Source organism: Leuconostoc mesenteroides subsp. mesenteroides ATCC 8293, from assembly GCF_000014445.1.
Lineage (GTDB): Bacteria > Bacillota > Bacilli > Lactobacillales > Lactobacillaceae > Leuconostoc > Leuconostoc mesenteroides.
Genome location: NC_008531.1, coordinates 1,136,977 through 1,158,970 on the forward strand (window position 1 = coordinate 1,136,977; position 21,994 = coordinate 1,158,970).

At 36.5% G+C, this 21,994-nt stretch carries 23 protein-coding genes and 1 riboswitch; of the genes, 1 reads left to right on the forward strand and 22 read right to left on the reverse strand.

All coding sequences use genetic code 11. The features are described 5' to 3' along the window. Positions 1-55 precede the first annotated feature (55 nt). From LEUM_RS05565 to LEUM_RS05575, 3 genes are all read right to left on the reverse strand, one after another. Positions 56-703, reverse strand: coding sequence for a response regulator transcription factor (locus LEUM_RS05565; protein ID WP_041775243.1), 648 nt, complete (start codon positions 701-703; stop codon positions 56-58). Further along, positions 693-1,901 carry a sensor histidine kinase gene (locus tag LEUM_RS05570; protein WP_011679879.1) on the reverse strand — a complete coding sequence of 403 codons (1,209 nt, stop codon included), beginning with the start codon at positions 1,899-1,901 and terminating at the stop codon, positions 693-695. Before LEUM_RS05570 ends, LEUM_RS05565 begins: the two co-directional genes overlap by 11 nt. 77 nt (positions 1,902-1,978) lie before the next feature. Next, on the reverse strand, positions 1,979-4,093 hold the full coding sequence (locus LEUM_RS05575; RefSeq protein ID WP_011679880.1) for an MMPL family transporter: 2,115 nt from the start codon (positions 4,091-4,093) through the stop codon (positions 1,979-1,981). A gap of 144 nt (positions 4,094-4,237) precedes the next feature. On the opposite strand from LEUM_RS05575, the gene LEUM_RS05580 reads away from it, so the two are divergent. Further along, a complete protein-coding gene (locus LEUM_RS05580) occupies positions 4,238-4,699 on the forward strand; it encodes a GNAT family N-acetyltransferase (protein ID WP_011679881.1) in 462 nt (153 codons plus the stop codon). A 42-nt stretch (positions 4,700-4,741) separates the two neighbouring features. On the opposite strand, the gene LEUM_RS05585 is transcribed toward LEUM_RS05580, so the two are convergent. The 19 genes from LEUM_RS05585 to LEUM_RS05670 all read right to left on the reverse strand — a co-directional run bounded on the left by LEUM_RS05585 (position 4,742) and on the right by LEUM_RS05670 (position 21,992). After that, entirely contained in the window at positions 4,742-6,112 is a 1,371-nt protein-coding gene (locus LEUM_RS05585; RefSeq protein ID WP_011679882.1) for an FAD-binding oxidoreductase, read from the reverse strand. Positions 6,113-6,138: 26 nt separating this feature from the next. After that, a complete protein-coding gene (locus LEUM_RS05590; RefSeq protein WP_011679883.1) occupies positions 6,139-7,338 on the reverse strand; it encodes an MFS transporter in 1,200 nt (399 codons plus the stop codon). A gap of 118 nt (positions 7,339-7,456) precedes the next feature. Beyond that, positions 7,457-8,392 (reverse strand): helix-turn-helix domain-containing protein, encoded by a 936-nt coding sequence (locus LEUM_RS05595; RefSeq protein WP_011679884.1) that lies wholly within the window; start codon positions 8,390-8,392, stop codon positions 7,457-7,459. A 9-nt stretch (positions 8,393-8,401) separates the two neighbouring features. After that, positions 8,402-9,163 (reverse strand): acetoin reductase, encoded by a 762-nt coding sequence (locus tag LEUM_RS05600; RefSeq protein WP_010277938.1) that lies wholly within the window; start codon positions 9,161-9,163, stop codon positions 8,402-8,404. 105 nt (positions 9,164-9,268) lie between these two features. After that, positions 9,269-10,411 carry an acyltransferase family protein gene (locus LEUM_RS05605; RefSeq protein WP_011679885.1) on the reverse strand — a complete coding sequence of 381 codons (1,143 nt, stop codon included), beginning with the start codon at positions 10,409-10,411 and terminating at the stop codon, positions 9,269-9,271. Next, positions 10,395-11,924, reverse strand: a complete 1,530-nt coding sequence (locus LEUM_RS05610; protein WP_011679886.1) for an AMP-binding protein — start codon at positions 11,922-11,924, stop codon at positions 10,395-10,397. The genes LEUM_RS05605 and LEUM_RS05610 overlap by 17 nt, the downstream gene beginning before the upstream one ends. 19 nt (positions 11,925-11,943) lie before the next feature. Next, positions 11,944-12,912 carry an aliphatic sulfonate ABC transporter substrate-binding protein gene (locus LEUM_RS05615; protein ID WP_011679887.1) on the reverse strand — a complete coding sequence of 323 codons (969 nt, stop codon included), beginning with the start codon at positions 12,910-12,912 and terminating at the stop codon, positions 11,944-11,946. Beyond that, a complete protein-coding gene (locus LEUM_RS05620) occupies positions 12,909-13,631 on the reverse strand; it encodes an ABC transporter ATP-binding protein (protein ID WP_011679888.1) in 723 nt (240 codons plus the stop codon). Before LEUM_RS05620 ends, LEUM_RS05615 begins: the two co-directional genes overlap by 4 nt. A gap of 4 nt (positions 13,632-13,635) precedes the next feature. Beyond that, entirely contained in the window at positions 13,636-14,412 is a 777-nt protein-coding gene (locus LEUM_RS05625; protein ID WP_011679889.1) for an ABC transporter permease subunit, read from the reverse strand. A gap of 197 nt (positions 14,413-14,609) precedes the next feature. Further along, positions 14,610-15,809 (reverse strand): Zn-dependent hydrolase, encoded by a 1,200-nt coding sequence (locus LEUM_RS05630; protein ID WP_011679890.1) that lies wholly within the window; start codon positions 15,807-15,809, stop codon positions 14,610-14,612. Positions 15,810-15,815: 6 nt separating this feature from the next. Then, positions 15,816-16,370, reverse strand: coding sequence for an MFS transporter (locus tag LEUM_RS10875; protein ID WP_341349448.1), 555 nt, complete (start codon positions 16,368-16,370; stop codon positions 15,816-15,818). 66 nt (positions 16,371-16,436) lie between these two features. Next, positions 16,437-17,042, reverse strand: coding sequence for an MFS transporter (locus LEUM_RS10880; protein ID WP_242824517.1), 606 nt, complete (start codon positions 17,040-17,042; stop codon positions 16,437-16,439). Positions 17,043-17,065: 23 nt separating this feature from the next. After that, positions 17,066-17,842: a thiazole synthase gene (locus LEUM_RS05640; protein WP_011679891.1), complete on the reverse strand. Its 777-nt coding sequence runs from the start codon at positions 17,840-17,842 to the stop codon at positions 17,066-17,068. 21 nt (positions 17,843-17,863) lie between these two features. Beyond that, positions 17,864-18,511, reverse strand: a complete 648-nt coding sequence (gene thiF / locus LEUM_RS05645; protein ID WP_011679892.1) for a sulfur carrier protein ThiS adenylyltransferase ThiF — start codon at positions 18,509-18,511, stop codon at positions 17,864-17,866. Positions 18,512-18,521: 10 nt separating this feature from the next. After that, positions 18,522-18,719, reverse strand: a complete 198-nt coding sequence (thiS, locus tag LEUM_RS05650) for a sulfur carrier protein ThiS (RefSeq protein WP_010292462.1) — start codon at positions 18,717-18,719, stop codon at positions 18,522-18,524. A gap of 26 nt (positions 18,720-18,745) precedes the next feature. Next, positions 18,746-19,384: a thiamine phosphate synthase gene (gene thiE / locus LEUM_RS05655; protein WP_011679893.1), complete on the reverse strand. Its 639-nt coding sequence runs from the start codon at positions 19,382-19,384 to the stop codon at positions 18,746-18,748. Positions 19,385-19,515: 131 nt separating this feature from the next. Beyond that, a riboswitch (TPP riboswitch) is annotated at positions 19,516-19,606 on the reverse strand. A gap of 149 nt (positions 19,607-19,755) precedes the next feature. After that, the gene (locus LEUM_RS05660; RefSeq protein WP_011679894.1) at positions 19,756-20,637 is read right to left on the reverse strand and encodes a type I 3-dehydroquinate dehydratase; all 882 of its coding nucleotides are present in this window, start codon (positions 20,635-20,637) and stop codon (positions 19,756-19,758) included. Further along, entirely contained in the window at positions 20,634-21,188 is a 555-nt protein-coding gene (locus tag LEUM_RS05665; RefSeq protein ID WP_011679895.1) for a type 2 periplasmic-binding domain-containing protein, read from the reverse strand. Before LEUM_RS05665 ends, LEUM_RS05660 begins: the two co-directional genes overlap by 4 nt. Before the next feature lie 3 nt (positions 21,189-21,191). Continuing rightward, positions 21,192-21,992: a shikimate kinase gene (locus LEUM_RS05670; RefSeq protein WP_011679896.1), complete on the reverse strand. Its 801-nt coding sequence runs from the start codon at positions 21,990-21,992 to the stop codon at positions 21,192-21,194. Between the last annotated feature and the right edge of the window lie 2 nt (positions 21,993-21,994).

Here is a 21,994-nt window from a genome sequence, read left to right on the forward strand (position 1 = left end):
TCTAGTAATTTAAAAAAGCAGATGACAAGTCTGCTTTTTTAGTACGAAAAATATGTTAATCAATATCAATCAGATTATTTTTAACAGCTAAAGCCACGGCTTGAACTCCTGTTGATACGTTCATTTTGATGTAAATGTCAGTTAAATTAGACTTTATAGTCCGTTCTGAAAGATGCATCTCTAGAGCAATGAGCTTAATTTTAACCCCTCGAGCAACACGAGATAATATTTTAAGTTCTTTTTCTGATAAATTGTAGTCTTGTGTTTCTCCTGGACTTGTTTCTGTATGATTCTGAGAGAATAGAATGTCTGAAATCTGGTTTTGTAACACCATGTTTCCAGTTATTGCACTATCAATTGTTGTAAAAATCGTTTCGATACTAGCATCTTTTAATAAATAACCCTTCGCTCCTAACTTCAACATCCGCTGTATATTCACAACATTATCAAAGGTTGACAGTACCACGACAGGAAGGTCCGGAAAATGATCATGAATGAAAGACATAACCTCAAAGCCATCCTTTTTAGGCATTTTAATGTCTAATAGAACTAAGTCAACTTGAGATTTCTTGATAATATCAATAGCTTCATCCCCATCAGCTGCTTCATAAGCAACATCGTAATCTGAATGACTTTCAAAAATTAATTTAATTCCTTCACGAATAATAAAATGATTATCAACAATCATTATCTTACTGGTCATTTTGCCACCTCAATTTAGTTGGAATTTGAATTTGAATTTCAGTCCCTTCACCTATATGGCTTTTGACTAATAGCTTACCTTCCAATTGTTCCACACGCTCTTGGATTGATTTAAGGCCAAAGTGCTTGTGTTTTCTTTTGCCATTTTCCACATTAAAGCCAACGCCATAATCAATAATGCTAATCCGTAATTGATCATCCATGTCAATTTTAACAATTGCGACATCTGTTTTGGAATGCCTAACCACATTTGTCAACGATTCAGAAATAATTCTAGATACTTCCTCGTACACATCTTCAGAAACACGCATATCTGAAGTGCTTTTTATGCGCACACTTAGACCATAATTTTCATAAAACACTTTTGACAATAACTCAAGTCGATCATATAAATTGATGTTTTTGCTGTTATCTTTTCGCATATCAAAGACAATTTCACGTGCTTCCTTTAGTGTTGTTCGTGACAATGAAATCGTTTTTTCTATCTCTTCACTAGCCCGTTCAGTTTTATCAGATGCCATCAAGGATTTAATTCCTTCTAATTGCATTGTCACGCCGGCTAACCCTTGCATAAGCGTGTCATGAAGATCTCGGCCAATACGGTTTCGTTCATTTTGCTTCGAAATTTCTTTGACTTCTGTATAGGTCAATTGTAACTCATCCAGTAAATGCTGAGTTTTAACTAACTCACTAACTTGCCTTTGATAGAATCGCCATGCCAAGAAAATAATTACATTGAGAAAAGTAGAAGCTTGCAATACAATCAACGCCATTAAGGGACCAAAATTAACCCACTCTATTATAAGAAACACAACCTGAAGTGGCACTAATAATAAGGCCATTTTTTTGAACTCGATGTTAAACAACGTCAATAATTGTAAACCGACTACTGGCAACATGCCCATATATAGAACAACTTCAGAAGGAATAAGCAAAATACCTGCCAGAACAATCAAAATAAATTGCGCAGAAATAAAGAATTTTTTACTAAAATTGATGACCGTCCTACTAAAAAAGTTTAAACACAAATGCAAAAACACCACATTGAAAAACAATGCAGAGTTTATTGATTGGACAGCACCATATTCGGTTTTAAAATAGGACGCTAAGAAGTAAATCATCATACTCCAAAAAATCATTGGCCAACGGTATATCATCATGATATGCTTATTCATTTCAACATCTAGATTTTTTCTCATACGTAGATTCCCTTCCAAAAACATTCATACTCAATTATTTTATCATAGTACCAAACTTATAGAACTGATATTAGTGATTAATCGATTTTTACGTTAGGCAATATTTTATCCAACCATTTTGGCAGGTACCAACTCGCCTTTCCAAACAGATCAATTGTAGCTGGTACAAGAATTAGTCTTACCAATATCGCATCGAACAAGATTCCAGATGCTAATACTAATCCCATCGACTTTACAATGGCATCACTAGCGAAAATAAATCCAGAGAAGACCGCCATCATAATAAGTGCCGCCGCCACGACAGCTGGTCCACTATCTCGCATGCCTAAGATTACTGCCTGCCTAGTGTTCTCTGTTTTTAGATAGTGCTCGCGAATTCGACTGACCAAGAAGACTTCATAATCCATAGCTAATCCAAACATAATACCAATAACAAGAACTGGTAAGAAATTAAGTATTGCGCCCTTGGCTGGAATACCAAACAAGTTAATGAAGTGGCCATCTTGTGCTATAAACACAATAGCGCCCAATGTTGCCCCTAATGATAACACAAATCCTAGCACCGCAACCAATGGAATCAGCAAGGATCTAAATACGACTGTCAACAAAATGAATGCGAATAGCACGATAATAATTGCGAACTTTGGCAAAGCCTTCATTAATGCATCAGACATATCGATATTGATGGCAGTAGATCCTGTAACATACAACCTTGGCAAACCCTTTTTTTGATTCAAGTCACGTATCTTATGAACGAGCTTCTTAGTTTTAACAGCATTGGCATCCGTTTTGGGAATGACCGTAATCATCTGATAATCGTTATCTTTACTTGGCATAGCTTGTGAAACAGTGGCTACATTTCCTAAATCTTTAATCTCATTAACACTATCGCTCACCTTTACCATGTTATCTGTTTTTAGTAACACGACCAATGTTGCTTGACTACCCTCGCCATAGGCTTCTGTCATCAAATCATATGCGCGTCGTTCAGTTAGTTTTTCTGACTTAACCGAATCGTTAGGTAGTCCAAGGTTAATATGTGTGAATGGTGTTGCAATAACACCCAGTACCACGACCACCAACATTGTTAATAGTAACTTATATTTGGTTACTAGCTCACCCCAACCACCTTCAATGCGCATTTTACTTGCAAATTGTAACAATCGGTTTGGCTTTTTGCCGGTAACTCGATCACCTAATACGACCAGCATCGCTGGTACAAAAGTCAAGGAAGTTAAAATTGCAGTAAGAATGGCCAAAGAAGCAGTAATACCCATCACTGAGAGCATATCAATGCCAAGGACTGTCATACCTAATAAAGCGACAATGACTGTTGCCCCAGCAAATATCACCGACGTACCTGCGGTAGACATCGCTGCCGATAAGGCATCTTTTTTTGATTTATTTTGCTGTAATTCTTGTCTGTAACGTGAAATGATAAATAAAGCATAATCAATTCCGACTGCCAATCCCATCATTCCAACTAATGACATTGAGAAAGTTGCTACTGATAAGAAGTTCGTTGAAATCAAAACCAACATCATACCAGTCACCAGACCCAATAGAGCTGATAAAATAGGAATTCCAGCGACCAATAGTGAAGCAAAAGTAATTGCTAAAATCACAAATGCAATAGCCAAGCCAACCACTTCAGCCTGCTCACCATTATCCATACCTGAAATCGTAACATCATTTGAAGTTAGTTCTGTTTGAATACTTTTGTGTCGTGTAATCTTTATTGACTTCTCTAATGCGTCAACTGTTTTTTCTGAAACATTTTCGCCTTTTTGCTTATATATCACCCTAGCTGTAGCAGTCATGCCATCTTTACTGTAACTATTTAACATAGCTGGCAAAATCACCATTTTGACATGGCTGTTTTTTTGTACATCTTGAAATAGTTCTGCCATGACTTGCTGATTTTTATCAGTAGTTAATGCTTTACCATTATTTGAGTGTAGTACAATTTGTACCTGACCACCATTTTGCCTAGTACTTGGAAACTCCTTTTCCATTAGTTTATTAGCTCTTTCAGACTGTGACCCCTGAATAGACATCCCCGCACTATCAAAATGAATACCAAAGCTAAGAGCCGCACCAACTGATACAGCAATTGTTATGAAAAATGCCACAATTGTCAGCTTGGCATGCCGATATATCCACCGTCCTAATTTACTAAGTAATTGCCCCATTAATATATTTCTCCTTCTAAGTTAATATATTGACTATATCAACAAAAAGAGACTTACACATCGTACCAAAGGGCACACTTTTTGCCCTTTAGGGCAATTGTGATTGATATGGTATACTAAGTAACTAAATACGAGGAGATAACAATGTTAAGATTAGAAAAAATGACAGCAACGCATTTTGATGACTATATGAGTAGATCAATCAAAGAATACGCTTTGGAAAAAGTGCAAGCTGGTAGTTGGACACAGGAAGATTCGCTGGGTAATGCAAAACTAACATATGACCGACTATTGCCAGATGGATTAAACACTCCAGATAACTTTCTCTTCTCCATTATCAATGATGACAACGTTATTGGCTATATTTGGCTTGGAGCAGACAGTGAAAACAAGAACATCGCTTTTATTTTTGACTTTGAAATTTACGATACCTATCAAAATAATGGTTTTGGCTCTCAAGCCATTGCACTAGCTTCCACAAAAGCAAAAGCGCTGGGGTTCACCTCAATTGGCTTACATGTTTTTGGTACTAATTCTCGCGCTATACATGTTTACGAGAAAACTGGCTTTGAAATAACTGATATAAAGATGCAGAAAAAACTATAAAAAAAGAGCAGAGATATAGTCAACTATATCTCTGCTCTTTTTTTATGCATATCTAGATTGGTTTATGATGTGTTTTGAATCATATTTTTTAACAACCTTTTGCAATCGTTCACGCGTATCACGTGACCATGCTTTTGTTGTTTCTGACTTACTGGTATCACTGGAATAAGCACCATACACACCACATCCATGCTCTTGTAGCGGTTTGAATAATTGATTCAATAAACCTGATTGTGTGATGTCTCCCCACATAGCAACAAACAACGTTGCCTCACGAAATGACCAAGCATCAAAATCAGGCGACAACTGATTTATAGGACCATCAATAGCGCGCACTTCAATACCCATGACTGCACTAGATTTTAACATGGTATGCAATGCATTCAGTAAATGATCATCAATTTTAGTTAACAGTACATTTTTGACATAGACGTTATTCGCCCCTTCGTGTGGTAAATGCGGTGCCTGGACTAATGTATGATAACTCAAATTGCTCTCATCTTGCTTTTCAACTTTGGCGATGTTTAGTGCGTCAGTAAAATATTTTTCGCACAAATCTGTTTTTTCACCGCACCAGATGTTAGTTGCCTGCACCGAAATAATACTTGAATTACTGTCATTTTTGGTTAGCATTAATAAACTACTCATATCTTCAGTCGCAGTTGTTATCCAAGAATGCCATGCAAACAAAAAATGTGATAAGTCGAATACGTTATATGATAACTTTTGCAAACCGATTGGTACTCTTTGTCCTGATTTTGCTGGTTCGACTTTGTCGGCTTGAAAAATAAACTCAGTAACGATACCGACTTGTGAACCTCCGCCACGAATTGCCCAAAATAGGTCGCTATTTTCTTCTTTGTTAACATTACGCTTCTTGCCATCAGCGGTAATGATAGTTGCACCTAGTATTTGATCAGTGGTCAATCCTTGTTTCCGCACGAGTAAACCTAACCCACCGGAAGTTGCTAAACCACCAACGCCGGTGTCGCCAAAGTCACCACTAGACAAAACTAAATCGGCTTTACTAATTTTGTCAGCCACGTCACCCCAAACTGCACCGGCTTGGACTTTAACAAGACCTTTAGCCTCATCAAGTATGTTTACTTGGTTCATCTGTGATAGGTCAATAATGATACCACCATCATTAACTGAATAATTAGTTATGCCGTGCCCACCACTACGAACAGAAAAAGGAATTTGATGTCCAACAAAACGCTGCACATTTCCAGCGTACTCAACCACGTGCGAAACTTGTTCATCATTTTCAGCCATGAATACTAATCTAGGATGCCCTACCTTAAAATAATTAGAACTAACAGACTCGTACTTACCGCTATTTTTTGTAACTGCTATGTTACTTAATGTGGCGGGTAACGCTGGCCATTTCTGTTGATTATCACTGTCTGTCATTAGACTAATTTCTCCTTTACTATGAACTAGCTCAATGTATTTTCACGTTTTGAATTATTAGCAAGAAAAAATAAATAAGTTAAAATCGCAAACGCAGCAAAAAATAAAAATGGTAACTTTATGTTAATTTGATAAATAAATGAACCAAACAATGGTGACACAATTCCAGCTATTGCTTGGGTCATAGCAACAGTACCTGCAACTGCTCCTTGTTGATCCTGTGAAACAACAAGTGAAGCACCAGCAGATAGTGAACTCATTCCAAACGCAGCTCCTGCACCAATCAAAATGTAGCTTACCACTAACATCCAAAAGGCACTAGCTACAGTAATCAATAACAAGCCAAGCACAAGTAATGGAATTCCGACAATCATCATCTTACGAGCAGAAAAATTTAGTACTTTAATTTGCAAAATTTGTGTCAACATTAATGTTACGCCTAATATAACAAACAGCAGAGACGAGGTCTTCGCACTTTGAACAACCGTTTGACCAATATTGTCATGTAAATATAGCGATGTTAGTAACTGTAACCCAACCACAACGAACATCACAGAACATCCAACTAACAACCAGCTCAATAATTTAACCGAGAAAAACTTTTTTGACCCAGTTTCTTTTTTGTCGGTAGCGTGTGTTTCGTTAATTGACACCTGTCTTTTGGGTAAAATAGCCGTCATAATAACGGTAAACAACAACAAGAGAACAATGGTTGTATAAAAAGGCAAATATAGATTACCAGTTGTTGAAATCACCCCACCAATAATTGGCCCCAAGACCATTGCTAACCCTGTTGCAAAGCCAAGGGATGACATGTCTTTTGCACGATCTTTGGTCGTTGAAATATCTGCCATATAAGCATTTGCCGCCGTTGGTGTCGTTGTCATGAATATGCCCAGCAAGAACCTAGTGCCCATCAATCCATAAAAGAATAATGGTACTGCTTTTGACGACGCAATTGACATATGAAACAAGATCACGTAAAGAATGAAGAATACCCCCATCCCGAACAGTCCAATAATCATCACGATTCTACGACCAAATATATCACTCATTTTCCCCCATATTGGTGCAAACAGTAACATTGCCGCAGCACCGAGAGAAATCATAATACCAATTTGACTTGGTATCATGTGTGCTTTAGTTGAAATTGCTGACAAAACTGGCATGGTAATGTAAATTCCCAAATACGACACCAGTGTCGCAACAAAGAGTTTCTTTTTCATAAAATAAAAAATTCCTTTCCTTAATCAAATACTCTAGTGATTAATGTAAAGGAATTTCATGTGGTATACTGCTCTATTTTGGTAATTCTAGCCCAATCGTTCAATGAGCCTACTAAACTTAGTTTTTATAAAGTTGACGATACATTTTAGGTGTCATTTGTTTTTCCTTTTTAAAAAAGGCTGAGAACTTACTTGTATTCATATAACCAACTTCGTTGGCAATAAAAGTAATACTGGCCTGACTATCCTTTAGTAAAGCACAGGCATATTCCAAGCGCGCAGACATCAAGAAACTGTGAATTGACTGGTAATATGTGGCTTTAAACAATTTCTGCATGGTCGTTTGACCAATATCATATTGTCTAGCCAACTGCTGCAAAGTTAACTTTTCACCGATGTGATTCAGCAAATAGCCATGAATAGCATAAATTTTCTTAATATCTCTTGTTGGAAAATAAGTTTTCGGTAAAATAGCTTCGTGCGCCTCATCTGAATTAAGATATAATAATAATTCCGCTATTTTCAATCGTAAAAATTGCAATTGATTCGTTACTTCAACCGCTTCAAAATCTTTAAAAAACCGTTCAATAAACTCTGTTTTTATCAAGATATAATCTTGGTCGGATAAATAATACTTAGTAATGCTATCAATTAGCTGGTCATTACCAACAAGCCTTATAAAATCGTCACTAACTTTCTGGCGATTGATCAGCAATGTAATGCCTTGATATTGGCCACTAACGCTAGAATAGTGATTATTATCATCAAAACTTTGAGCTATTTTCAAAAAACCCGGTTCCAGAAAAATTGTCTCTTGATTATTTTTGATTAAGTTAACAGATCCATTGTAGGAAAAATCTAAGCGCAACACTTGGTCAGAAAAAGTTATCGCCCCATAATACCTATCGAAAGAATAGTCATGTATCACCAAATCCAAGCCTTGTGTTAACTTTATCGCAATTGGTTGAAGATTTCCCGAATTACTAAATAGATCGGTTTTATTTACTTTATTTATGTGTTTTAAAAAATTTAAATAGTTATTTTTATTCGTCATCAAAGACTATTATACATAATTAATCCCACCATCAACTAAAATAGATTGACCGGTGATATAATTTGATTTGTCATCAGCCAAAAATGACACTAGGTTAGCAACATCAGCTGGTTCTTCACCACGACCCAATGCAATACCATCAATATATTCTTGCTTTGTCTCTCCTAATGGACGGTCGTAAATTTTAGCCATTGCAGCATCAATTTGATCCCACATTGGTGTCAAGACGATACCAGGGCAATAGGCATTTACAGTAATTTTGTCTTTTGCTAGCTCTTTGGCAGCAGCTTGTGTAATACCACGTACCGCAAACTTGGTAGCTGAATAAATACCTAGCAACTCAACGGCTTGGTGCCCAGCAATAGAACAAGCATTAATAATCTTTCCACCTCTGCCTTGTTTCTTAAATTGTTTAGCGGCAGCTTGAATACCATATATTGTTCCGTTGACGTTGATGTTGAAAATCTTAGTAATTTCATCAGGCTTAGCGTCTACAATGGCAGCAATTTGTGCAATCCCTGCATTGTTCACAAAAACATCTAATTGACCAAAGTCGTTCACAACGTCATCAACTAACTTGAACATATCCTCATGACTTGAAATGTCAACGTAGTACCCTTTTGAGTCATTACCAACTTCTTCGGCAACTTTCACCGCATTATCTTTGTTTAAATCAGCGACTGCGACAGTGAAACCGTCTGATGCGAGTTGCTTAACAATACCCTCACCAATTCCTTGTCCACCACCAGTAACAACTGCAACTTTAACCATGTGAATTTCCTCCTTTTTAATTACAACTACATTATAAACTTGTAAGCCTTTACATTCAAGTAGTGAAATAATTTTGTGAATAATAAAACTTTAATACAAAAAGGTTCAAGTTCTGACCACTTTTCGTATATGTTGCGGTCGCCCAATCAAAAATCCAAATGGCGGAACTTTGTAAAAGAAGTAAGATAGCGCATATCCCATGAGTGCCGTTATTATATAAATGAAAGGTAACATAACTAATAGCACCCAACCATTACCAGAAGGTAGTGATGATAATAGCACAAACATTAACGCCAACGGTAGGGTCTGTGACAAATATATGCCGAATGATATTTTGGCCCCAATAGCAACAAAATTAGTGATCCATTTTGGCAAATAGTTTTTTCGTAGATCGGCATAACGTAAACCTAGCCAAACAATGTAACCAATGATCACTACATCATAAATAAAAATAAACGGCTGATGAACTTCTTCTGCTTTGTTTAACGTCAGGTTTAATACATGAACATTATAAAAGTATAGAAGTACTGTTCCACAAGCAAAAACCAACGATGATATGCCAAACCATATATGCCATTTACGTATAAAAACTACGAATTCTTGATAATGTATCGCCGCGTAGCCACCCATAATAAAATAAAATTGATAAACAAAAACATTAAAACCATAGTTTTTTAATAGATATGGCCATCCACTTGTACCAATATTTGGTAATTGATATTTAATGAAGACAAGCATTCCTAACTGAACAACTGCTGAAATTACAACTATCATATGATGATACGACAAAAAACGTTTAAACAGCCAAACAATCAACGGAAAGATAAGATACAGTTGCATCGTAACCAAAATATAATACATATAGTAATTATCAGCATAAACTGACAAATGCGCCCAATTTTCTAAAAAATCCCCAAGTGATGAATGGTTTTCTGCTCCTGTTAAAATAGCTGTCCAACTTAAGTAAGGGATCAAAACACCGAGGTATCTTTTTTTCCAAAACTTTAAAATTTGCATTGGCTTAAAGTAATTATTCATGAATAAGACTAAGCCTGTCACAAACATAAAACCCATTCTCGTGAAATGCAGTGAAATGTGAGTTGCCATCAGAATTTCATAGGGCATTGAATGAGTAGAGATCTTATGCGTGACTAAGGTAGTCGTATGATTAGCAAGGACGCCCAAAATGAAAACTATCCTGAAAAAGTCAACTTCAAATAAGTAAATCCGTTTATTTGATTGTTGCATGCTGCATTTCACCTTTCAGACGTTCAATTAATTGTGCCCTTAAAATTTTACCAGTTTGATTTCGAGGGAATGCCCCCGTAATTAAATACTCTGAAGGTTGTTCATACTTAGCTAATTCTTTTGAAATTTTTCCCCTAATTTCATCAATCTCTTGATTATGATCACTCGAATTATTCAGATGTAGTGCTGCTACAACTCTCTCACCATATAATTCATCAGGCAGCCCAATAACAGCGACTTCTGTTACGAACTGAAACTGAGAAATAATCCCCTCCACCTTAGCAGGAGCTACTTTTTCTCCACCATGGTTGATGATTTCTTTTATTCGACCAATCACGTACAGATAGCCCTCTTCGTCAAAATAACCAATATCTCCGGTTCGAAAATAACCGTCTACTAAAATATTGTCTTTAGGATCCAGATATGCTTGTAGTACTCTAGGTCCTCTTATTACGATTTCTCCATGCTGATTGGGTTTGTAAGTGATACCATAGACTGATGAATGAATCGCTATGTCCGTATCTACCACTGGGCCAACTGAACCAACTTTTGGCTTATCTAACGGATTAATTGAAACAACTGTTGTCGACTCTGTCATACCATAACCTTCTTGAACCTTAACATTAAATCTGCGCTCAAAGTCTGTTAATAATTGCTCAGGGAGCGAAAAGGAGGCTGAACGCACATATTCAAGGTGTACTGCTTTTTTTACTTTTTCGTACTGTTGATTACTATTTTGATTTTTTAGTAAAATATTAATAATTGTTGGTACAACTGACAACCAAGTAACTTGGTACTTCGCGACAATAGTCCAAAATTGACTTGCAGAAAACTTTGGCGCTACAATGACTCGACAGCCATTAATTCGTGAAGTAACCGTTGATACAATCTGTGCATTGATATGAAACATTGGCATAACAATTAAAGCATGATCGCTTTCTTTAATATTTTGACTTTTTGTAACAGCTTGCGTAGCCAATAATATTTTTTTATTAGTGATACCGACTCTTTTGGGTTTTCCAGTTGTCCCAGAAGTATTTAAGATTAAAGCTAGTTGTTGTTCATCATCATCGGCTATTTTCCTTACAGAAGTGCCGTTGAATGAAAAAAGATTTACCAGATGACTTAAAACTTCAAATGATCTTTCTGAAAGTATCTCTTGATTTGCTAATTCCATACGAAGGCGATCACTAACAATCGCTCCAGAATATCGGTAGGCGGTAAATTCACTAAGAATTTCTTTAATGCCTGTCGTTTCGGCAACAGGATGTGCTATAGCACCAATTTCCCATAAGGCTTGTTCGATAATAGTTATCCAAATTGAATTCTCTAATCCAATCAGGACGACATCACCCCTCTGAATATTTTGATTAATAAATTGTTCTCGAAATAAATGGATGGCCTCTTTAGTTTCTTTTCCTGTTAACTTTATTTCACTCTTTACGTCTATTAATTGAATTTCATTTTCGTGTAATTCTAATTGTTTATTCAATCTATCGAGCAATACTGACATATTTTATCTACCACCTTCTTTAGTTTGTCGTGTTCAGCACAGTATCTTTAATTGTGATTTTCTTGTTTATCAACCCTTCTTCGTAAAATAAATTAGCAATACTCTGTTGTTCTTTTAAAACAGCTGAAGTTATACCGGTCATTGTGAAGTCTCTACGTTTTACCATTTTTTCAATAACTGATTGTTTCATGCTTAAAGATTTTGCCAATAGTTTTGAAACCTCGGACTTATTATTGTTAGCCCATTTCATATCTTGAGAAAGATATTTTACGAGATATGATGAAACTTTTTTATTTTTCTTAGCAATAGATTTGGTAGATAATAAAAAGTCACGGTTCTTACTCAACCTTTTTCCAGTCGTCAACACCTTAGCATTTTGAGATACTTCTGCCTGGGCAGTATAAGGATCCCATGTAACCCAAGCATCAATTTTTCCTTGACTAAAGGCTATGCTGGCATCTGTCTGTTTCATGTTAACTAACGTAACGTCACTAGAACTAAGGCCGGCCTTCTTCAACGCGCTAAGAAGCAGATACTGAGAACTAGTTCCTTGAGTATAAGCAATTCGCTTACCCTTTAAATCTGATATTTTAGATAGACTAGAACTTTGAGGTATCAAAATGGCGGATCCACTAGATTTACTTGCACCAACAGCAATATAGGTAATATCCGTTTTTGAGGCCTGTGCTGTGACGGGTGGTGTATCACCAGTGCGCGCGTAGTCAATACTACCACTTGCTAATGCTTGCATCTCAGCAGCACCATCAGCAAATTCGCGATAAACAATTTTGTAGCCTTGTTTTTTCATATTTTTTATAAGTTCACCATGTTGCTTAGCAATATCAATTGGATCACCTTTTTGGTAACCAATCGTAATAGTTTGCAACGTTGTTTTTTTCTCGATTGTTTGTGTATAACCATAAATGGCACAAACAGCCCATAAGAACAAAAAAATAACTAACATTGTTTTTCTAACTAATTGCGTCATTTTATTTCCTCGCTAGCGGATAATATGAAACTTTGAACCGTTTCAGTTGCCTCGGTTGAATAGTTACGATCATTACTCTTGCGAATGCCATCTATAATCAATCCCAAATGCCCGTCTTTAACAGCTACTACCCGATCCCCTAGCTGTACAGCCTCTTGAACATCGTGCGTAATTAGAATAGTTGTTAAGTTGGATTCTTCAACAATCTTGGCAATTAGACGCTGCATCTTTAAACGTGTTAATGCATCTAAGGCCCCCAATGGTTCATCTAACAAGAGAATTTTAGGTCGTGACATAAGCGCCCGAGCGAGTGCGACACGCTGTTTTTGTCCACCAGATAGCTGTTGTGGATATGATGTGCTTTTATCGCCAAGTTCAACCTTTTCGAGAAGTGTTAACGCGTAAGCATTTACATCCTTATTTTTGCTACCAAAAGTAACATTATCTATAATAGTCATCCATGGTAGCAAGCGTGAATCTTGGAACATCACACGAGCAATTTCATTTTTATCTGTTAATGACTTGTTATTAACGCTAATCTGACCAGAAGTTGGCTTTTCTAGGCCTGAAATTAACCTCAAGAGTGTTGTTTTACCACCACCACTTTCCCCTACGAAAGAAACGAACTCACCCTCCTGAATATCAAAATTAATGTTTTTTAGAACTTGTTTTTCCCCATATGTTTTACAGATGTTATCTAATCTTATAACTGAGTTCATATATCTATCCTTTTTGCCAATTTAATAAGATGGTTTCAAAACTTAATGCAATCCAATCAGATACTTTACCAAGAAAAGCATAGATAAGGATACTTAAAAAAATAGTCGGCATATCTAAGAATTGCTGCGCATTTATTTCCATATAACCAATTCCTGAACTAGACGAAATTGTTTCAGACACAATGAGTGTTGTCCACATAACTCCTAAAGCATAGCGAAAACCCATTAAAATTGAAGGCAATGCACCTGGTATAATAATTTTCATTAACATCTGTTTTTTACTTAGGCCATAGGAAGAACCCATTTCAATTAGGCTCTTATCAATAGAACGTATGCCATGAAAAGTATTGATATAGATAGGAAAAAATACGCCTACCGCGACTAACGAAATTTTTGCACTTTCTCCAATACCCAACCAAATAATAACTAATGGGATTAATGCTAAGTGGGGAATATTTCGAATCATTTGAATTGAGCTATTAAAAAAACGCTGCGCAAATAATGAAACGCCATTAACACTCCCAAATACAAAACCTAATGTGCCGCCAAGCAACAATCCTGAAGTAGCTCTGTACAACGAAATACTCATATTTCGCTGTAATTCACCACTTTGGATTAGTGTGATACATTTACTTATGACCGCTACAGGTGTTGGCAGTAATGACTCATCAATTAAATTAATACTAGTAGTTACTTGCCATGTGACTAATATTGCAATAGGCAGTACGAATGGAATTAATATCTGATTTCCAGTCTTACTCCTGTACTTAATACTTGACATGATCGTTCTCCTAACCTTTTTTGACAAAATACTTACGTTCTACCTAGAATAGATCGTTACTTTTTGTAAGGTAATTCTATTCTTCGTATATTAATTGAAAAACAAAACTGTTCAAAATAACATGCACTTGTAATTTGTGATTTTTACGTCCAGTGAATTAAAAAAGCAAGTAACATCAAAGTTACTTGCTTTTTCATCTATATATACGCTAATTGATACAATGCTTGTTGCAATACTAATTGGCCATTTACTAAATGCTCAGATTTTGTGTTTTCCGAAGGAGAATGACTATTGCCTTTAATACTAGGGACAAAAATCATTGTGGTAGGCACATATTTTGCAATAATTTGAGCATCGTGTCCAGCACCAGAAATAAGCGACTGGTATGCTGAATTATGATATTGCGCAGCCAAAGCACTGTTATTTGCCAATTGATCACTTAATTTAATGGCATTCACATCCGTCATAATCGTCAAAATACTATCATTCAATTCCGTCAGCTCTTTAACAGCTGTGAATGCATCATCTAACCTTTTTTGGCTTTTATGTCTTAAATCTAATGAAAAATCAACTTCACTAGGAATAACATTAGCAGCATTTGGTTGAACTCGTATTTGTCCAATTGTGTATCTCAACGCTACAAATTCATCTAAAACCGCATAAAGCTGATGAATCAATGTGACTGCTTTTTTCATTGCATCACATCTCATATTCATTGGCGTTGTCCCTGCGTGATTAGCAACACCGTAACATTTGATCAATAGCTTTTTCTGACCAACAATATCAGTCACTATCCCGATATCTTGTCTTTTTTTCTCTAATATTGGTCCTTGTTCAATATGCAACTCAATAAAAGCGTGGATCAGACCAGTCGCTTTTAATTCAGATGCTAGTTCCTTTAATTGAGTAACAGCATTTTGACGTGCATGATTAAAAGATAAACCTTCATGATCTCTCAGACCGTATACTGTGTCTTCTAACTTGTTCATGAGATACCGTGAACCTGTAAAAGCTGTATTAAAACGTGACCCCTCTTCTTCCGAAAATGAAACAGCAACCAATGGTATTTTGGGATGACCAAATTTTTTCATTAATGTGCCAATTGATATCAAACTTGCTAAAGTCCCATAAACACCATCTAACGGCCCACCATTAATTACAGTGTCCATGTGTGATCCTGATAATATGAATACTTTTTGGCCTAGGTTTTTTTCTGTTGTTGCATAGACATTTCCAATGTCGTCAACAAAAGTGTAAAGACCGTAGTCACTAGCAATCTGCATATACTTTTTTTGCGCTGCCAACCAATTTTCATCATATACACAGCGCGTCACACCATCAAAACTAGTTAAACCAATTTTTTTGAATTCGTTTAGTAAAGATACTATATTTTTCATAAGCGTTCAGTCTCGTTCAGCTTCATATTTCACAAAATTAAAGCAAACTAACGACGCCATCAATAATAATGCGGCAACATAAAAACTAATGCTCATACCTTTCGTAACATCAATTAAGAAGCCAGTCATGATTGGTGCAATAATTGATGCAATCATCCCCAAAAAATTATAAATCCCAAATGTCATTGCCAGCTGCGAATTTTTAGCATTAATCTTAATGGTATACAATAGCAAAGGATCTAATGCCATTTTTCCTGTTACCCCATAGACTAGCAAAGACAGTAACAAGACCATATCATTATTAATCGTTACGCCGACAATCAGTGAAATTGCCGACAAAGGAACTAAAATACATATCAATGTCTTAGTATTTTTCAAATAATCATTTATTCTAGCAAACAATAATGCACTTGGAATGGCGATAAACGGCACAATGGATGCTACCCACCCTACATTTGTTCCTGAAATATGCCGATAATCTATCAAGTATAACGGTAACCAAGTAATCATTACAATCTGCCCATAAATTGAAGCAAAAAGCATCAAGTACGTACATGACAAATTACGTGTAAATAGCGCTTTGATGTCGATTGACTTAATTGCAGTCTTAGAATGATTTGGTTTAGTTTATGCATTAAACGGCTTGTCTCGTATAACCAATATATACAGAAGTCCAACGATTACAGTCGGTACGCTGATAGTGATAAATGGGGTAGACCAATGAAAATGAAGCTGTAACACAAGAATACTGGATAATAATGTGCCAAGAATTTGCCCAAAAGCCTGTCCAGAATTAATTAAAGCTGTTCCAAAAGTTAACTTGTTTTTCGGTAATACTTGCGAGGATAATCCATACGATGCGCCATAGAAGCTTCCTTCACCAATACCCACCATTGCTCTAGTAATTAAGAATAGTCCAATAGTTGTGACTAATCCAGAAAATAAGGTCATCACACCAAAAAATATGAAACCAAGTCCAATAATCCATTTTTTACTAAAGTAGTCTGCTAAGGTAGAAAAAGGCATTTGCACGATGGTATACGTTAAGAAAAACAAGGACGAAATCAAACCCAGTTGGCTATGATTCAAGCCAAATTCTGACTGAATAGCTGGCATAACAGGATTTAATATTGTCCGGTCTGCATATATGAATATCCAACCAAAAAAATTTAATAAAATAATAGTGACCCAACTATTATGCCGTTTATTTATTGGGTCTATCGTATTTTCCATGTGAGTTCCTTTTTGAATTCATCCTAAGCAGGATTACTTACTCCTGTTAGCGTTGAAGACGGTGAGGCAGATCCATCTAATACCCGGCCAGGTTTTGCTAAATAAGCTTTACGCCCAGCATTGATTGCTAATTTGAATGCTTCAGCCATCAAAGGAATATTTCCAGCAGTTGCCATTGCTGTGTTGGCCATAATGGCATCTGCCCCCATCTCCATAGCTTCAGCAGCTTGACTAGGTTTTCCGATACCCGCATCAATTATAATTGGCAAGTCAATCTCATTAATAAGAATTTGAATCAAATCTTTATTGGACAGGCCCTTGTTGGTTCCAATTGGTGCTCCTAGTGGCATAATTGCTGCCGCTCCCGCATCGGTTAATTGTTGGGCTATGTTTAAGTCGGGCAACATATAAGGCATTACAATAAAGCCTTCTTTGGCCAGAACTTCTGTTGCTTTTAATGTTTCGTAATTATCAGGCATTAAGTATTTTTTATCAGGAATTACTTCTAATTTAATAAAGTCACTACCACTTAATTCACGGGCAATACGGGCAATTCGGATAGTTTCTTCAGCATTTGTGCAGCCTGAAGTATTAGGTAAAATAGTGACATTCTCAGGAATATAGTTTAAAATATTTTCCTTGGCGTCATTGGAACGTCTCAATGCCATTGTTATTATCTGAGCATCAGCATTTTTTACTGCTGAATCAATTAATTCATAGGAATATTTACCGGATCCTAAAATGAATCTTGAAGTGAATGTATGACCACCAATGGTCAAGGTATCAGTATTTTCTTTCATTACTATCAGTTTCTCCTAAATTTATAAAGCCACTTTACCGAGTATTAGCTGTAAAATGACATTTGCTTGATGACCAGCGCACACAAGCACTCTTGGTGCCATCAATCCTTCTACTCCAGCACTAATGTTATCCCCACAGATGTATACATTTTCGCTCTGTTGTCTCGTTTTAATATTATTTGGACTATGAATTCCAGCTAACCCGTTGCCCATAACAAGCGGTTTATTTGGAAAAATTTCACGAGAACTACCTAATAGGACTGCTTTACTATGCGGGTCATCAAATGCCTCACATATGATATCACTATCACCAAATAGAGCTTCAACATTTTGCGACGTGACTCTTTCTTGAATTGTTGAAATTGTAATAAATGGATTGAACTCTAATATATTTTGTTTTAGCGCAATCACCTTTGGTACATTAATTTGACTCAATTTAAATTGCTGTCGATTCAGGTTACTCAACTCAACAGCATCAAAATCAATCAAAGTCAAATGCCCTACTCCTGCACGCGCTAATGCGATGGCAATATTAGAGCCAAGTCCACCAGCGCCTGCAATAGTCACATGGGCCTGTGCAAGTTTTTCTGACGTTCCTGGCACATTGCGTTGTTTCATATCTTCATATACTTCTTGAACGCTGTAACCATCAATATTAATTTTGTGCATAAGACTTCCTTTAACCTCCGCCTACAAATGAAATAATTTCAATTTGATCATCATTATGAATAAAAGTATCTACAAAACGTTCACGTTGTAAAATCTTACCGTTGTGTTCAACTACAATGTTTTCTAAAGCAGCATTTTTGTCATTGAGCAGTTGTGCAATTGTCTTTCCAACGTACTGATTCTCTACAGAGCCATTTATCTTAAGCATTGCCTAGGACCACCTTTCTCTAGTTTTTAAAGTACTTGGTCAAGTTCTTTAATCGTGTCGGATACTTTGTCCGCTATATTTTCGGCACACATAATTTCGCTAACCATCGCCACACCATTGATTTCAGTATTTTTAAAGTTGTGAATTGTATGTTCCTTGATACCACCAATTGCAATGACTGGTATGGAGACAGTTCGTGTAATCTCCTTTAAAGTTTCGATTGACGTAGGTTTTGTGATTACCTTGGTCTTAGTTGGATAAATAGCGCCAACTCCTAAATAATCTGCCCCCTCTAGTTCGGCCTGTGTGGCTCTCATGGCACTTTTAGCAGACACACCCAAAATTTTTTCTGGACCAATTAAACGTCTTGCGACTGATATCGGTAAGTCATTATCGCCAATATGGACACCAGCAGCATCAACTGCTTGACAGATATCTATTCTGTCATCAATAATCAATGGAATTCTGAATCTGTCAGTAATTTCTTTCACTTTCGTTGCCAGTTCAAAATACTTATGCGTGGTAACCTCCTTTTCTCTTAGCTGAGCGAGTGTGACACCGTTCTGACATGCTTTTTCAATTCGACCTAAAAACTCTTCATCAGAATAATCGTATCGATTTGTGACTAAATATAGCTTTAGCACCTTAGTTATATTTACATCCATGGGCTCCTTTTCGTAAACCTCCTGATAATATATTTTTGAAATTTTTCAATACACTGAACCTTTTTAAATTTTTCAAATAAAAAAGCTGTTTTTTTGCGCAAATGGGTACGCAAAAAAACAGCTTAATAAAAAATCTATTAATCACATCTTCCTACGCAGATTTTAATCCGATCAGGTTCAATGGGTATTTCTCAGCCCTCGCGGGCACCCCAGACATACATATATAATTTCATAAATACTATAACATTTATTTTTTGTAAACACAAGAAATAATTGCCTAGTAAATCAAAGTAAACAAAAAACGCTACCTCCTGAGAGATAGCGGGTAGGTAGATAGATACTACCCAGTTGGTCTTAACTAATATAACACATTATTGCCAAGCTTGCAATAATTCATTAATTGTCAGCTGCCCAGGAGCACTTCCTTGTGTACCATCAAGTACTGCAAAGGTCATTTCTGACCCATATTCATATCCCTCGATACGGCTACTTTTACCTATCTCTCCCATGCTCATCGTGATTAATGGTTGCGAAATATTGACGTTCTTAGTTGTTTGCAATAGGTAATCAACGTCTTTTTCGGATTCAGGCATGACAGCCAATTTGATAATATCTGCTGAAGTATCAGCCATATCACTGATTAAAGCTGGCAAATTTTTAGGGGTAGATTCAAAATCATGGTATGACAGTAATACTGGAATATTGGCTTTATTGGCTGCGTCCATAATACTTTGTCGTAGCGGCTCATCTAATGTATATTCAACATCAACAGCTGCAAACGGAAATCCCGAGTGTAAAGCAGTAATCATAAAAGTGGCATACTCGGTTGGACTCATTTCGCCACGACCACCCTGTGCAACCGTACGATATGTTAACAACACCGGAAAACCACCAATACTATTAAACACCGTACCAGTTAACTCTTTAATAATTTGAACATTTATTTGTGGCCAATTAGCCATGAATTCTTGCTTGGCATTATCAATTTCTGACAACATTTTCGCTTCTGTCATGGCAGAAACGTCTTTTTGCGCCAATTCACTTTGTGCCCCAGCCTTAACTTGTTGCCACATAACCGCCTGACTAAAGTCATCTGCGATGTAATCTGCCCGCCATTCAACAATGTCTGGATTTTGTTGTTGTAGTTTTTGAGCGAACGGACTAATTTTGTCCGTAGGTCCTAAAGTTAGGGGGACTGCTATAATCGGTTTATTCGTACTGCTAGGTATGTTTAATAGTTCTCTTAATGTCATAGGACTCTATAGACGATCCAAACCATCTGAGGCTTTAATTGTTGCCTAATTTGGTATTTTTCGTCACTACTTTCAGGTAATTTTTTGAATTGTTCTTCAGAAACAATTGTAAACCGATTTTGTTCTTTTATAAAGCTCTGTAATGCAACAATTTTACTTGGTGCAAACATCACTGACGGCCCCCAAGCATTATCTAAATTCACAGAGGTTAAATATCTTTTCATTAAGCCTTCTGTGGCCGCATGGACTATTGCTACATTTCGCTCAAATTGGGTATTTTCAATCACACTCATCGTCATTAAGGGTAGCGAAAATGTTTTTTCAATTGCAAGCTGTGACCAATTTAAATAATTAAAGTCGGCCCAATTCAAATCTGGTTCCTGATTAGACTTAAATGCAACTGGTAAAATTATTTTATCCCCTTTATAGTCACTTAGATGCAATAAAACTTCTTCAAGACTATTGTGCAAAATTAGGGTTTCGTCCGTTAAATAATATTGTGCTGCCTGTTCAGAATCTGTGCCACTTGGTCCTAATGTGTGAAGTTTCATAAATCACCTATTTAATTGCCTATTCTCTTTGTCAATGGCAGCCTGCATCAAAATGGTCATAATACCATCAATCATGTCATCTGTGATATCTACAGAAGTACTAAAATCTGATTTCAATTCCTTACGTAACTTTAACATACGATCCTGTTGAATCGTTGGTATACCAAATTTTTCTTTATAACGAGCCACTGCTTCAACAATCTGAAAACGTTCCGAAATAATTTTAAAAATTTGACGATCAAATGCATCTATCTGTGAACGCAATTGTAGTAGTGCTAGTTCATCCTCATTAGCGCTAAATAAGGCAATAATCTCAGCTGCAATACGCGCCGGTGTTTTACCAACTGTTTCTACGGTGAAATTGGCAACTTCTTCGTACTTTGGGTCACGTTCCTGCCATAATGCAAAGAATTCCGCCGTCGATTTTTCTTGAAGTAACGGGCGCTGTCCTTCAAGAATTAAGCGGCCAATAGTACTTTCTAAATTGCCATGTAAATAAATAATTGTCGCTGGAGAATGGCGCAGAATTTCTAAGTTTTCTGGTCGTTCCACTACACCCCCGCCCGTGGCAACAACACCATCAAATGTTTGCACATTATTTAAAACTTTGGTTTCTAACTCACGGAAGCCGGCTTCGCCACGTTCTTCAAAAATTTCTGCGATTGATTTACCGGCAGCACGTTCAATTTCAGAATCAATATCTACGAACTTTGAATGATGTTGCCGAGCAATTTCCTTACCCACAGTCGTTTTCCCAGCACCCATAAACCCAATAAGCATTAATGTATCTGGTTCTTTAATCATAA

Bases quoted from the DNA above. Each gene is read 5' to 3' on its own strand.
- LEUM_RS05565 (WP_041775243.1), bottom strand. From the start codon at position 703: ATGACCAGTAAGATAATGATTGTTGATAATCATTTTATTATTCGTGAA.
- LEUM_RS05570 (WP_011679879.1), bottom strand. From the start codon at position 1,901: ATGAGAAAAAATCTAGATGTTGAAATGAATAAGCATATCATGATGATA.
- LEUM_RS05575 (WP_011679880.1), bottom strand. From the start codon at position 4,093: ATGGGGCAATTACTTAGTAAATTAGGACGGTGGATATATCGGCATGCC.
- LEUM_RS05580 (WP_011679881.1), top strand. From the start codon at position 4,238: ATGTTAAGATTAGAAAAAATGACAGCAACGCATTTTGATGACTATATG.
- LEUM_RS05585 (WP_011679882.1), bottom strand. From the start codon at position 6,112: ATGACAGACAGTGATAATCAACAGAAATGGCCAGCGTTACCCGCCACA.
- LEUM_RS05590 (WP_011679883.1), bottom strand. From the start codon at position 7,338: ATGAAAAAGAAACTCTTTGTTGCGACACTGGTGTCGTATTTGGGAATT.
- LEUM_RS05595 (WP_011679884.1), bottom strand. From the start codon at position 8,392: ATGACGAATAAAAATAACTATTTAAATTTTTTAAAACACATAAATAAA.
- LEUM_RS05600 (WP_010277938.1), bottom strand. From the start codon at position 9,163: ATGGTTAAAGTTGCAGTTGTTACTGGTGGTGGACAAGGAATTGGTGAG.
- LEUM_RS05605 (WP_011679885.1), bottom strand. From the start codon at position 10,411: ATGCAACAATCAAATAAACGGATTTACTTATTTGAAGTTGACTTTTTC.
- LEUM_RS05610 (WP_011679886.1), bottom strand. From the start codon at position 11,924: ATGTCAGTATTGCTCGATAGATTGAATAAACAATTAGAATTACACGAA.
- LEUM_RS05615 (WP_011679887.1), bottom strand. From the start codon at position 12,912: ATGACGCAATTAGTTAGAAAAACAATGTTAGTTATTTTTTTGTTCTTA.
- LEUM_RS05620 (WP_011679888.1), bottom strand. From the start codon at position 13,631: ATGAACTCAGTTATAAGATTAGATAACATCTGTAAAACATATGGGGAA.
- LEUM_RS05625 (WP_011679889.1), bottom strand. From the start codon at position 14,412: ATGTCAAGTATTAAGTACAGGAGTAAGACTGGAAATCAGATATTAATT.
- LEUM_RS05630 (WP_011679890.1), bottom strand. From the start codon at position 15,809: ATGAAAAATATAGTATCTTTACTAAACGAATTCAAAAAAATTGGTTTA.
- LEUM_RS10880 (WP_242824517.1), bottom strand. From the start codon at position 17,042: ATGGAAAATACGATAGACCCAATAAATAAACGGCATAATAGTTGGGTC.
- LEUM_RS05640 (WP_011679891.1), bottom strand. From the start codon at position 17,842: ATGAAAGAAAATACTGATACCTTGACCATTGGTGGTCATACATTCACT.
- thiF (WP_011679892.1), bottom strand. From the start codon at position 18,511: ATGCACAAAATTAATATTGATGGTTACAGCGTTCAAGAAGTATATGAA.
- thiS (WP_010292462.1), bottom strand. From the start codon at position 18,719: ATGCTTAAGATAAATGGCTCTGTAGAGAATCAGTACGTTGGAAAGACA.
- thiE (WP_011679893.1), bottom strand. From the start codon at position 19,384: ATGGATGTAAATATAACTAAGGTGCTAAAGCTATATTTAGTCACAAAT.
- LEUM_RS05660 (WP_011679894.1), bottom strand. From the start codon at position 20,637: ATGACATTAAGAGAACTATTAAACATACCTAGCAGTACGAATAAACCG.
- LEUM_RS05665 (WP_011679895.1), bottom strand. From the start codon at position 21,188: ATGAAACTTCACACATTAGGACCAAGTGGCACAGATTCTGAACAGGCA.
- LEUM_RS05670 (WP_011679896.1), bottom strand. From the start codon at position 21,992: ATGATTAAAGAACCAGATACATTAATGCTTATTGGGTTTATGGGTGCT.